The sequence below is a fragment of the Collinsella sp. AF11-11 genome (assembly GCF_003465485.1).
In the GTDB taxonomy this organism is placed as follows: domain Bacteria; phylum Actinomycetota; class Coriobacteriia; order Coriobacteriales; family Coriobacteriaceae; genus Collinsella.
The window spans coordinates 70,918-83,788 of sequence record NZ_QSAS01000004.1; the positions used below are offsets into that span (position 1 = coordinate 70,918).

At 59.7% G+C, this 12,871-nt stretch carries 11 protein-coding genes; 2 read left to right on the forward strand and 9 right to left on the reverse strand.

What is annotated here, in order from left to right:
- Nucleotides 1–46: 46 nt before the first annotated feature.
- The 9 genes from DWV58_RS04400 to DWV58_RS04440 all read right to left on the reverse strand — a co-directional run bounded on the left by DWV58_RS04400 (nt 47) and on the right by DWV58_RS04440 (nt 9,332).
- On the reverse strand, nt 47–1,102 hold the full coding sequence (locus DWV58_RS04400; RefSeq protein WP_117776314.1) for a glycosyltransferase family 4 protein: 1,056 nt from the start codon (nt 1,100–1,102) through the stop codon (nt 47–49).
- Nucleotides 1,095–2,048, reverse strand: coding sequence for an ATP-grasp fold amidoligase family protein (locus DWV58_RS04405; protein ID WP_117773585.1), 954 nt, complete (start codon nt 2,046–2,048; stop codon nt 1,095–1,097). The genes DWV58_RS04400 and DWV58_RS04405 overlap by 8 nt, the downstream gene beginning before the upstream one ends.
- Nucleotides 2,048–3,145: a non-hydrolyzing UDP-N-acetylglucosamine 2-epimerase gene (gene wecB / locus DWV58_RS04410; protein WP_117776315.1), complete on the reverse strand. Its 1,098-nt coding sequence runs from the start codon at nt 3,143–3,145 to the stop codon at nt 2,048–2,050. Before wecB ends, DWV58_RS04405 begins: the two co-directional genes overlap by 1 nt.
- 29 nt (nt 3,146–3,174) lie before the next feature.
- Nucleotides 3,175–4,392 carry a nucleotide sugar dehydrogenase gene (locus tag DWV58_RS04415; RefSeq protein WP_117639257.1) on the reverse strand — a complete coding sequence of 406 codons (1,218 nt, stop codon included), beginning with the start codon at nt 4,390–4,392 and terminating at the stop codon, nt 3,175–3,177.
- Between the two features lie 2 nt (nt 4,393–4,394).
- Nucleotides 4,395–5,153: a WecB/TagA/CpsF family glycosyltransferase gene (locus tag DWV58_RS04420; RefSeq protein ID WP_117639255.1), complete on the reverse strand. Its 759-nt coding sequence runs from the start codon at nt 5,151–5,153 to the stop codon at nt 4,395–4,397.
- A complete protein-coding gene (locus tag DWV58_RS04425; RefSeq protein WP_233540503.1) occupies nt 5,147–5,899 on the reverse strand; it encodes a sugar transferase in 753 nt (250 codons plus the stop codon). The genes DWV58_RS04420 and DWV58_RS04425 overlap by 7 nt, the downstream gene beginning before the upstream one ends.
- Before the next feature lie 83 nt (nt 5,900–5,982).
- Complete coding sequence (locus DWV58_RS04430) at nt 5,983–6,573, reverse strand: hypothetical protein (protein ID WP_117776317.1); 591 nt, start codon at nt 6,571–6,573, stop codon at nt 5,983–5,985.
- Nucleotides 6,574–6,899: 326 nt separating this feature from the next.
- Complete coding sequence (thrS, locus tag DWV58_RS04435; protein ID WP_117776318.1) at nt 6,900–8,663, reverse strand: threonine--tRNA ligase; 1,764 nt, start codon at nt 8,661–8,663, stop codon at nt 6,900–6,902.
- Nucleotides 8,664–8,900: 237 nt separating this feature from the next.
- A complete protein-coding gene (locus DWV58_RS04440; protein ID WP_035138069.1) occupies nt 8,901–9,332 on the reverse strand; it encodes a zinc ribbon domain-containing protein in 432 nt (143 codons plus the stop codon).
- 706 nt (nt 9,333–10,038) lie between these two features.
- Between DWV58_RS04440 and DWV58_RS04445 the strand changes: the two genes are divergently transcribed.
- Both DWV58_RS04445 and DWV58_RS04450 read left to right on the forward strand, forming a co-directional pair.
- A complete protein-coding gene (locus tag DWV58_RS04445) occupies nt 10,039–11,502 on the forward strand; it encodes an NAD(P)/FAD-dependent oxidoreductase (protein WP_117776319.1) in 1,464 nt (487 codons plus the stop codon).
- Between the two features lie 16 nt (nt 11,503–11,518).
- Nucleotides 11,519–12,871 (forward strand): NAD(P)/FAD-dependent oxidoreductase, encoded by a 1,353-nt coding sequence (locus DWV58_RS04450; protein ID WP_117776356.1) that lies wholly within the window; start codon nt 11,519–11,521, stop codon nt 12,869–12,871.

Here is a 12,871-nt window from a genome sequence, read left to right on the forward strand (position 1 = left end):
GAAACGGAGTCTGACGGGTCTCCAATATCGTCCAAGAAAGCGAGTCTCACCGGCAAATATCTTCGTAAACCATGCCAAGCCGGTTCATAAACGCCGTAAGGGAAAAGGCATCTTTTATGCGAGCTCGTCCCTGAATTCCAATCATTTCCTTGTAAGAGATATCGCTCATGAGATTCTCGAGCTTAGTGGCCAACGCATCAACATCATCAACTGGAAACATAATTCCGTCTACGCCGTCGGTAATGACTTGTGGAATACCCCCGACAGGAGTCGCAATGGTAGCAAGTCCGTACGACATTGCCTCAAGCACACTCATAGGCATGCCCTCATTCTTCGAAGGAAGGCAGAACATGCTACTGTTGCGAAAGGCTTCGTCTTTTTTTTCACCTTTAGCCCAGCCTATAAAGCTGCACCTGTCACCAATTCCAAGTTCATCCGCCAGTTGTTCATATGCTGGCACATCCCCGTCTCCGCCAAAGACAAAACGCGCATCGGGATGAGTCTTAAGAACGCGCTTAGCAGCGCGCAAAAGTAAATCCGGACTCTTGCGCGCATCAAGACGCCCCATGAACAAAACCGTATTGCACGAATAATCAATAGCGTTAACCTCAGGAACGTCAACGGCGTTATGCACCACCACGATACGATCCAAGGAACAGATGTGCCTTTTTAGAAGGAATTCCTTCCACTCCTCCGACAGAACGACCACCTTTGAGCAACATTCAAAGGAATGCGAGATATCGCGTCTCTCAGCCTCGCTACATTCTTCGTCAAACCAAACACCGAACTCGCTACCATGCAGATGGAGAAGAACGGGTTTGTTTCGAAAGAAGGCCGCCCTCATGAAGATCTTTTTTCGGCGATAGCTGCCACGAGACGCCATATGCACATGTACGAGATCGCACGCGTTGAGCCTACTGAGATATTTCATATAAGCCACAAGGGCAATGGAGAGCTTCTTGAACTTCCCGCCCTCAGCAGTTGTCGAAATGAATTCTATTGAACCTTCGTTACGATTCGACCACTTCATAATGTTGTTTTCAACCGTGGAGATGCCACCCATAGCATCAAGACTCGGGCCAATCATCAACACTTTAGGCATTATCAGCGCCTAAAGATCTTTTAGAAGAAGGGCAAGACCAATCGCAGTACTTTTCTAAATGGGAAACAGTTGGCAAAACAAACAAATCGCCAAGCTCTCGGTCAAGTCTATCGGGCTGCTCCTCTAGTGCATAGAAGGGATCGTATCCGCCTCCGGTATAGAAAGTCATCTCGCCAAAGTAAGGTTTACCGCTAATGTTGTACCAGTCAACCCGCACGTGAGGGAAACCATCAGAGAGTTTCTCGGAAAGCTCAAGCATAAGTTCGTAGTTCTCGGGCTTTACAGTAGGCTCATGCTCAGATACCTCATGGTCGATATCGCCACGCTGCTCCCATTCAGTAGAAAAGTACTGCATTTCATGATTAGTGAAACGATCGGCGTCCGTCTGAACAAGAGCTGCCTTACCGTCAAAACAATAGAATTTGTAATCAGTCGGAGTCGCTCTTCCAGGTTCATCAAGAAATGCTTCCGCCACAATGCGAGGCGTGATACCGAGATAAGCCCACTCCCTGCCCTGCCAATACCAGTTTCTATGCAAGGCAACATTCAGACGTTTCTTGGCCTCAACAAAATCAAAATTCGACTTATCCGTGCAAACAAATGTGCTCTGCGAGTCGTGAGTACATTTAAGCACAAACTTTTCCGGCAATTTATCGAGATCGATCTCTTCAGCTGCATTGAAAACACCGAAAAGTGGCACAAGATACTCGGACCCAATACGTTGTTCGACGAAAGAGCGCACGCCATATTTATCTGCGAGCTGAGTCAAAACTGGATTATGGTAGTTAAGCTTGTACCACTGCAGCTTCTCATTGAATGTCTTAGGACACTCGAAATCAGGCTCGTAATGAAGTTTGGCTTTGAAGTAGAGACGCATATATGCCTCGTCAGGAATGAAGCGCAGGTTGTTTTTAAGAGAAAGAGTAAACCTCTTTTTTAGCTTCACTATTTACCTCCAATAACGTCCGCAATTCGCTCACTCGCATGTCCGTCACCGTAAGGATTCGACGCATGACTCATGACCTCGTACTCGGCCTGATCGCTGAGCAGGCGGCTGAACTCGCGGTAGATCACGTCCTCCTCGGTGCCGACGAGCTTCAGCGTGCCGGCCGCCACGCCCTCGGGGCGCTCCGTGGTGTCGCGCATGACGAGCACCGGCTTGCCCAGACTCGGGGCCTCCTCCTGGATACCGCCGGAATCGGTGAGGATGAGGTGGCTCGCGGCCATGAAGTTGTGGAAATCGAGCACCTCGAGCGGGTCGATGATGTGCAGGCGGTCGAAGCCGTCGAGCTCCTCGTGTGCCGCCTTGCGGACGAGCGGGTTCATGTGGATGGGGTAGATCGCCTTTGTGTCCGGATGCTCCTCCATCACGCGGCGGATGGCGCGGAACATGCGGTGCATGGGCTCACCCAAGTTCTCGCGGCGATGCGCCGTGATGAGGATGAGGCGGGAGCCCTCGGCCCAATTGAGCTCAGGGTGGGAGTAGCCCTCGCGAACGGTGGTGCGAAGGGCGTCGATTCCCGTGTTGCCGGTGACCCAGATCTTCGAATCCGGCTTGCCCTCGTCCAGAAGGTTCTTCTTGCTCGCCTCCGTGGGTGCGAAGTAGTACTCGCTCACGATATCGACCGCCTGGCGGTTGAACTCCTCGGGCCAGGGGCTGTAGATGTCGTGCGTGCGCAGGCCGGCCTCCACATGCCCAACGGGGATCTGCAGGTAGAAGCTCGCGAGCGCCGCGGCGAAGCTGGTCGTGGTGTCGCCGTGGACCAGGACCACGTCGGGCGTCTCGTCCTCGAGGACGGCCTTGAGCTTGAGCAGCACGTCGCACGTCACGTCGAACAGCGTCTGGCCCGGCTTCATGATCGCCAGGTCGTGGTCGGGAGTCACATCGAAGACGCGCAGAACCTGGTCCAGCATCTCGCGGTGCTGGCCGGTCACGGTCACGACGGTCTCGAACTCATCCGCACGCGCCTTGAGCTCGTTGGCGAGCGGGCACATCTTGATTGCCTCCGGGCGGGTGCCGAAGACGAGCATTACCTTCTTCAAAACGATTTCTCCTGAAGAGTCACATGGTCTTACAGCTTGTAGACGTTCTCTCCGTCGCCGCAGACGTTGCGCGGGTCGATGAGGACGCGCTCGCCGAAGATGCCGGGGTTGTCCGTGACCTGGGAGTGGCCGACCATCACGATCACCATCTCCAGTCCGTCCAGGAACTCATCCATAGAGTGGACCTGGCCGGGAACCTCGTCGCGCTCGACCCACGGATCGTAGACCTTGACGGAGCCGGCGCAGAGGTGCTCGGACATGGACTCGAGCATCTGCAGCGTCGGGGACTCGCGGACGTCGTCGACGTTCTCCTTGTAGGTGAGGCCGTAGATGCCGACCTTCGAGGCGTCCGTGATGCCGCGCTCGACCATGACCTCGTGGGCCCGGTGCATGACGTACTCGGGCATGGAGGCGTTTGTCTGCAGGGCGAGGCGGATGAAGTTGGCCGTCTCGGGGTAGTCGCCGACCAGGAACCACGGGTCGACCGGGATGCAGTGGCCGCCGACGCCCGGGCCGGGGTTGAGGATGTTCACGCGCGGGTGCTTGTTGGCGATGCGGATGACCTCGGCGACGTCCATGCCGCCGATGCGGCAGATCTTGGCGAGCTCGTTGGAGAAGGCGATGTTCACCGCGCGGAAGGTGTTCTCGACGACCTTGGTCATCTCGGCGGTGCGGATGTCGGTGACGGAGATCTCGCCCTGGCAGAAGCTGGCGTAGACCTTCGCCACGGCCTCGCCCACCTCGGGGTCGTCGGCGCCGATGGTGCGGTTGTTGTGCAGCAGCTCGTAGACCATGTTGCCCGGGATGATGCGCTCGGGGGCGTGGACGAGCCTGACGTCCTCGCGGCCGGCCTCTATGAGTAGCGGGCGAACGAAGCGGTCGATGGTGTTGGGCGAGACGGTGGACTCGACTACGAGCACGGCGCCCTCGGGCGCGACCTCGAGGACGGTCTTGCAGGCCGCCACGACGTAGCACGGGTCGATCTTCTTGTCTAGCTTGTCGTAGGGCGTGGGGACCGAGACGATGTAGGTGTCGCAGACCTGGTAGTCGGTGGAGAACTTGATTCCGGACTTCAGGGCGTCGGCGAACAGCTCGTCCAGGCCCTCCTCCTTGAAGGTGGTCTTGCCGGCGTTGAGCGTGGCGACGAGCTCCTCGTTGTAGTCCGTGCCCACGACCTCCACGCCGTGGGATGCCATCATGAGGGCGGTGGGCAGGCCGATGTAGCCGAGACCGATAACGTTAACCATTGCTATTCACCTTTCTTAGCGAACTTGTATTTATACGTGAGGGCGACGAATTTTAGGTTGCCGATGATGTAGCGTTTCCACAGCCTTCCGGGCTCCTGGATGAAGCGGTAGAACCACTCCAGGCCGTGCTTCTGCATCCACGTCGGAGCTCGGTCGGTTACGCCGGCAACAACATCGAAGCTGCCGCCGACGCCCATGACGAAGGGGATTCCGATCTGGTCGATGTACTTATGGACCCAGTACTCTTTCTTGGGAGAGGAGAAAGCGACGAACATCATGTCGGCTCCCGAGGCGGCCATATCGGATACGATCTGGGGCTCGTCCGCCTCGGTGAAGTAGCCGTTGCGATACCCTGCGATCTGGATGCCCGGGTACCTGTCCTCGAAAATCGCTTTGACCTTGGTGACCACCTCTTCCTTCGCCCCGAAGAGGTAGATGCGGTAGCCCTTCTCGGACGCCAGCCCGACAAGCCTCTGGAACAGGTCGATGCCCGTGACGCGTTCCCCGAGAGGAACCCCCAGCTTTTTCGCCGCCCAGACGATCGAGGCGCCGTCGGCGTTGATCAGGGGGCATTCGTTGACGATTGACGCGAGCTCGGGATCCGCCTCCATCAGGTTGACCTTGGAGGCGTTGATTACGACATGCTGGGTCGGTACGCCCCTCGCGATGATCTTCTCGATTTCATCCACCGTCTCGTCAAGCGAGATGGCGTTTACATACGTGTTCAGAATTGGATAACGATTGCCGGCTGACACTAGCACGCCCCGCTTCCCGTAATTACCTCGACGACAGTGAGTAGAACGATCTTGAGATCCGTGATGACGCCGCGCTTGGCTATGTACTCAAGGTCGCGCTGGACCATTCCGTCGAAACCCGTTGAATTGCGGTCCGTCACCTGCCACCAGCCGGTTATCCCGGGCTTCACGGCCAGGCGCTGCAGGTCGTACTCGGTGTACTCCGCAACCTCATTAGGCAGCGGCGGGCGCGGACCCACGACGGACATCTGGCCCAGGAATACGTTAATGAACTGCGGGAACTCGTCGATGGAGTGCTTGCGGATGAACTTCCCGATCTTGGTGACGCGGGGGTCCTCCCTCATCTTGAACATGGCGCCGGCGATCTCGTTTTGCTCCTTGAGCTCGGCGAGGCGCTCGTCGGCGTCCTTGTACATGGAGCGGAACTTCCACATGCGGAAGGTTGACAGGCTGCCGTCGGGGCGGGTCTGACCAACGCGGATCTGGCTGTAAAACGGGTTGCCCTCGCTCTCCAGGCGGATGGCCGCGGCCAGCACCAGGCTGGGTATGGCGATGACGGCCAGCACGCAGCCGCTGAACACGATGTCGAACGCGCGCTTGACGGCACGGTAGGCCAGGCGCGAGTTGTCCCAGTCCATGATGGATTGCATGGCCTTATATCGACCGGTGCCTTCACGCCGGTCCATGGCCTGAGCAATCAGCGCCGCCCCTACGGGCGCATTGCTCTCTGTCACTTCTTCATTAGCAGTCACGATAAAACTTACGTCCCTGTCCCCAGGACCCCCCCCCGTCCATGAATTCAAAAAACGAATGATTTGCCGGTGCAACGTCTCCCTTACGTTTTGCTGGGCACGTCGAGCGGAAGTAACTCCCTAAATGCGGAGTCGCCTTCGCCCACGTCCACCAGGCACCAGCGTTTATGACGGTCGATCTTCTTTACACGGGCCTCTTGCCCAACCAAGGGCCCCTGCTTTATATGCAGCACGCCGTCTTCAATACGCGCAATGCTGTTACGCACCACGCCGTCGTCATCGAGCACGCTGCGGTACCAATCCTGTGCATCGTCGGGCATGGGCATGTACGCCCGCTCCCTGCTACCGGCGATGCGGCAGCCAAAGCTCAGCTGGGCCAAGGCCCTATCGAGCGCAGCGGCATCGTGCGTGGCGACGAAGAAATATTCCTTATACATGGGTTTGGTTTGGAGCGACCAGGCGCCGTCCCGCTTAAACCAGAACTCCTTTTGCATCACAAAAGCGTCCTGCATCAGCTCGTGCGGGATAATGCGGCGGACCTTTTCGCAGGTCTCGCGCTCTTTTCCATTGGGGGTGTGGACCAGATACCAGCGGACGCGGCCGTGCTGGCTGCTGATGGTGGCGCCGTTAAAAGCGCCTGGCAGCTGCTCTTGGCGCCGTGCCGTCTGTTCCATGTTCTCGCCCCCCCCCTTTGGCTTTGCGATGCACGCAAATGCAGGGGCGTTTAGAACAGGCTTCTCGCTCGCAGCTAGGCGCAGTCGCAAAAGTACAGGTTTTTGTAGAGGGGTATGGAGATGTATCTACCGGCAGGACATTTTGCGTAATCTGGGCAATCGCTGATTAATTGCTCGTATAATTGTCTATGTCGAAAGATACAAAAACCTGTACCTTTTTGTGCAACAAAAAAGCCGCTCAACCAGCGGCTTTTCTAATTTTGGTAGGAAAAAAGGCGACCGCCCTGTGTGGACGGTCGCCTTTGTTAATTGTTGTGAAGCTTGCCTTAGGCGCGAGTCTTAATCTCCTCGGTCACCTTCGCAACAAACTCATCGACACCCATCTGAACGGTCTCGTTGGAGCGATCGCGGACGGAGATGTTGCCGGCCTCGACCTCCTTCTCGCCCAGGATGAGCATGTAGGGCACGCGGTCGATGCTGCGGGCCTCGCGGATCTTGTAGCCGATCTTCTCGTCGCGGTCATCGCAGACCACGCGAATGCCGGCCTCCTCCAGCTTGGCGCACACCTCGTGGGCGTAGTCGCGGCTCTTCTCAGAGACGGGAAGCGCCTTGACCTGCACGGGGGCCAGCCAGGTGGGGAACTTGCCCGCAAAGTGCTCAATCAGAATACCGATAAAGCGCTCGATGGAGCCAAAGCACACGCGATGCAGCATGATGGGGCGCTTCTTGGTGCCATCGGCGTCCACGTACTCCAAGTCAAAGTTGAGCGGCATCTGGAAGTCGAGCTGCACGGTACCGCACTGCCAGGTACGGCCGAGCGAGTCCTCCAGGTGGAAGTCGATCTTGGGGCCGTAGAAGGCGCCGTCGCCCTCATTGACCTCGTAGTCCATGCCCAGCTTCTCCAGAGCGGTGCGCAGGCCCTCCTCGGCGCGAGCCCAGTCCTCGTCAGAACCCATGGAGTCCTCGGGGCGGGTGGAAAGCTCAACGTGGTACTTAAAGCCAAACTTCTGGTACACGGAGTCGATGAGGTTGACCACGCCCACGATCTCGTCGGTCAGCTGGTCGGGACGCACAAACAGGTGGGCGTCGTCCTGGTTAAAGCAGCGCACGCGGAACAGGCCGTGCAGGGCGCCGCGCAGCTCGTGACGGTGCACCAGGCCAATCTCGCCGGCGCGAATGGGCAGCTCGCGGTAGGAGTGCGGCTTGGAGGCGTACACCAGCACGCCGCCCGGGCAGTTCATGGGCTTAATGCAGTACTCTTCGTCGTCAATAACGGTGGAGTACATGTTGTCCTTGTAGTGGTCCCAGTGACCCGAGGTCTTCCACAGCTGCTTGTTCATGATGAGCGGCGTGGAGATCTCCACGTAGCCGGCCTTGTGGTGAATCTCGCGCCAGTAGTCCAGCAGCGTGTTCTTAAGGATCATGCCGTTGGGCAGGAAGAACGGGAAGCCGGGGGCCTCGTCGCGCATCATAAAGAGGTCCATCTCGCGGCCGATCTTGCGGTGATCGCGCTTCTTGGCCTCCTCCAGCATGTGCATGTGCTCGTCGAGCTCTTCCTTGGTGGCAAAGGCGACGCCGTTGATGCGGGTGAGCATCTTGTTGTCCTTGTCGCCCTTCCAGTAGGCGCCCGAGACGCCGGTGAGCTTAAAGGCCTTGAGCGCCTTGGTGTAGCAGATGTGGGGGCCGACGCACATGTCGATGTAGTCGCCCTGCTGGTAGAAGGTGATGCGGGCGTCGTCGTCCAGGTCGCCGATGTGCTCGACCTTGTACTTCTCGCCGCGCTCCTCCATAAGGGCGATGGCCTCGGCGCGGGGCTTCTCGTACACGGAGAACTTGAGGTTCTCCTTGACGATCTTCTTCATCTCGGCCTCGATCGCGGGGAAGTCGTCCTCGCTGATCTTGACGCCCTCGGGCAGGTCGACGTCGTAGTAGAAGCCGTTGTCGGTCGCAGGGCCGTAGGCAAAGTCGGCCTGGGGGTACAAGCGCTTGATGGCCTGCGCCATGATGTGTGCGGCGGAGTGGCGGATGACGTGCGTGACCTCGTCCTGCGGGAGCTCGGCCACCGAACCGTCATTGTAGAGTGCCTTCATGGGTATGTTTTCTCCTCTCGGATGCCTGGTGCAAGTGCGTGCGATGCGCTCGGCATTTTTGACTTGCATCATTATAGGCAGGTTGCCTTGGTATACAAGCGCCCGCCGCACCTTAATGGCACGGCGGGCGATTTTCTACGCATGCTTCATCGTGTGGGGCGGGGCTGCGGGGCGCGCGTCTGCCTTTCGCATGGCGCGCGGTGCCCGTGGCTTGCGGCCGGCCCGGCGATGGATGCGTTACTGGATGCGAGTTCGGCAGTAGGGGCAGACCTTCCAGTGCGCATCGAGCGGGCGATGGCAGCTGGGGCACACGTTGCGAACCTGGGTGTCGCACACCGGGCACACGACAAAGTCCTTCTCGATGGGCGCGCCGCACTGCGGGCAGGTGCCGTACTGGGCAAGCTGGCGCTCGCGCAGGGCCATGTCCAGCTCCTGCTCCTCACGGTCGGCCGCGTAGGAGTGCGGGCGAAGGACCAGATAAGCAATGAGACCCACAAACGGGATGAGGGCGATGATGCCCCATGCCACGTAGGCGCTGGCGCCGCGGCGGCGAGCGTCGATGAACACATAGACGACCGACAGCACATACAAGGCGATGATAAAGCCAACGAAGGCATAGACGACGCCCATAAGCTGCGGCGACATGAGCTCGGAGATGTACTTGGACATTACGGGTACCTTTCGGGATATTAACAGTCCGGTCAAGTTTACCACGGGGTTTGTTTATATGGGACCACGGCTAGGGGCGGGGCCGGCGCGGACACAAACACCTCAATCTGTAACAGGTGGGAGCGGAATCCGGGCCTAGATGTTACAGATTGAGACACAGGGGTCCCTCCCCGACTTCAATCTCGATCTGTAACAGTTACTCGACAAAATCGGGTCCAAATGTTACAGATCGAGACATTCAAAATCCGTCGGAAGGTTTGTCTCGATCTGTAACATCTAGAACCCAAATCCTCAGCTAACTGTTACAGATCGAGACAAAGAGAACCGTCCACACCGAATGTCTCAATCTGTAACAGCTACTCGGCAAATACAGTCCCAGATGTTACAGATTTAGACAAACCATTCTCTCCCCGACTTAAATCTCGAACTGTAACATCTGGAACCCAAAAACAGTTCTTACTGTTACAGATCGAGAAGATCGTGCGCCTGTGGACTCAACATCTCAATCTGTAACAGGTAACGGCGCAGACCGCGAGGTTGGGCGGGAAGATCTCGCGTTCTAACGTGGCCGGCATCCGTGCTGAGCCGGCCCACGCCTGCCGTTGGCGGATGCAGTGGGGCTGTTCGCCGCATTGCCGCTGCACTGGGGGTCTGCAGACCGTAGGATAGTCTTATTGACAGCCTGTCAACTTGTCTGGGAGGCACTGTGACAGAAACGTTTGATATCGCGGTTGTGGGCGCGGGCATCACCGGGTGTGCCATTGCGCGGCAACTCGCGCGCTATGACCTGACCATTTGCGTGGTCGAGGCGGCCAACGATGTCGCCCTAGGCGCATCGAAGGCCAACGGCGGCCTGGTACACGCCGGCTACGATCCGGCGCCGGGCACCGTAAAGGCGCAGGTCAACGCCCGCGGCTGCGAGCTATATGGCACGTGGGCCCAGGAGCTCGGCTTTTTGTTTTGCCGCACCGGTTCGATGGTGCTGGGGTTTAACGACGAAGACCGCGCACACCTGGAGAAGCTGCGCCAGAATGGCGTGGCCAACGGCGTGCCCGAACTGTCGATTATCGGCCCCGAGCGCATCCGCGAGCTGGAACCACGCGCGAGTGCCGAGGCGACGTGCGCGCTGTGGTGTCCCTCCACTGGCTTTGTGGATCCGTTTGAGGTCGCCATCGCTGCGCTGGAGAACGCCGTGGCCAACGGCGTGACGTTTATTCGGTCGGCTCCGGTGGAAGCAATTGAGGTTGCCGGCGGCGAGGCTACCGACGGGGCTGCGCGCTTTACGCTGGTGACGCCTGTCGGCGATGTGCGCTGCCGCTATCTGATCAACGCCGCGGGCAACGGTGCAGCGGACATCTCGCATATGGCGGGCGCCGAGGAGTTCCAGATGGTCTGGCGCCAGGGCAACATCGTGGTGCTGGACAAGGAGCCGCGCGCGCTCATGCCGCTCTACCCCGTGCCCACGCCAGTGTCCAAGGGCGTAATCGTCACGGGCACGGTCCACGGCAACACCGTGATCACCGCGACGGCTGCCGTGCGCGAGCCGGGCGACACGCAGACCTACGCAAGCGATGTGAACGCGCTGCTGACGGGAGCACGCAAGCTGGTGCCCGATCTGGACACGCGCCGCGTGGTGCGCGCGTTTGCCGGCGGTCGACCGGTCATTCGGGGAACGAACGACTTCTTTATTGGGCAGTCGGCCGTGGTGCCGGGGCTGTTCCAGGCGGCAGGTATTCAGTCGCCGGGCGTGGCGAGCGCGCCGGCCATTGCCGAGCGCATGGAGCGCGTGATGCGCGAGGCGGGCGTTGCTTTGCGCGAAAGGGCCGATTGGGACCCGATTCGCCGCGCGCCGGACGACTTTGACCGCGTGCCGCTTGCGCGCAAGGAAGAGCTCATTGAATCCGACCCCGCCTGGGGGCAAATCGTCTGCCGCTGCGAAACGGTGCCCGAGGCCGAGATTGTTGCCGCGATCCGACGCCACCCGAGCGCGGTTTCGGTCGAGGGCGTCAAGCGCCGCTGCCGCGCCGGCATGGGTCGGTGCCAGAGCGGCTTTTGCCAGAGCCGCGTGGTAGCGATCCTGGCGCGCGAACTGGGCTGCGACCCCAGCGAGGTGTTGTTGGAGGATGCCGGATCTTGGCTGGTCCAGGGACCGCTGAAGGGGGTACGCTAGGATGGCGACGTTTGATATGCGCGACGAACGCGCGGAGGCTCGAACCGCAGAGGTCGAAGCCTCAGCGCCCGTGCAAACGCAGGCCTTCGACGCGGTCGTTATCGGAGGCGGACCTGCCGGCATGGCGGCCGCGCTTGCCGCACACAAGGCCGGCGCACGCGTGGCCATCGTGGAGCGCGAGCAGCATCTGGGCGGCATCCTCCGCCAGTGCATCCACCCCGGCTTTGGCCTGTCGCACTTTAAACAGGAGCTCACCGGTCCCGAGTACGCGCAGCGCTTTATCGACCAGGTGCACGCAACCGACATTGCGCTGTTCCTGAACAGCATGGTGCTTGGGATTGATTCAGGCGAGCCTGCGGAAGGCACCGCGGTCCATACCGTCACGCTCATGAGCCGCGCCGGCATGCTGCAGCTCACCGGGCACGCCGTCGTTCTTGCCATGGGATGTCGCGAGCGCACGCGCAGCGAGATCAAGATCTCTGGCAGCCGTCCCGCCGGCGTGTTTACGGCCGGCCTGGCGCAGCGATACATCAATATCGAAAACCTCAAGCCCGGCTCGCGCACCGTCATTTTGGGCTCGGGAGACATCGGGCTTATCATGGCGCGCCGCTGCACGCTTGAGGGGATTTCCGTCGAGGGCGTGTACGAGCTCATGCCGTACGCCAACGGACTGCGCCGCAATGTGAAGAATTGCCTGGACGATTTTGGTATTCCGCTGCACCTGTCCACCACCGTCACGCGCGTGATCGGGCACGACCGTGTGGAGGCCGTCGAGGTAAGCCAGGTCGACGAGCACCTGGCACCCATTCCGGGGACCGAGCGCATTGTTCCGTGCGACACGCTGCTGCTTTCGGTGGGGCTGATTCCCGAGAACGAGCTTTCGGTTGCCGCAGGCGTGGAGCTGGACCCACGTACGCGCGGCGCCGTGGTGGACCAGAGCTTGCAGACGGGCGTGCCGGGCATCTTTGCCTGCGGCAACGTGCTGCACGTGCACGACCTGGCCGACAACGTAACGTGTGAGTCCGAGAGAGCTGGCGCAGCTGCGGCGGCGTACGCGCTGGGAACCGGCGCGGGCGCCGTTCCGGACTGCGAGCTCACCGTCTCCCCTGCTGGCATTGCGGGATACGCACTGCCGGGACGCATTACGGCTGCGGCGCTCACCAAGCTGAACTTCCGCGTGCGCCGACCGGTCGACGCCGCCCGCGTGCGTATTCTGGCAGGCGACGAGGAACTGCTTGCAGGCAAGGTCCGCGCGTTTATGCCGAGCGTTATGGAAAGCTTCCCGCTGCCGGCAAAGGTCATCAAACAAGCGCTCGACCTGGGTGCCAGCGAGATTGTCCTATCCGTCGATCCCGTCGAGGAGGCATAG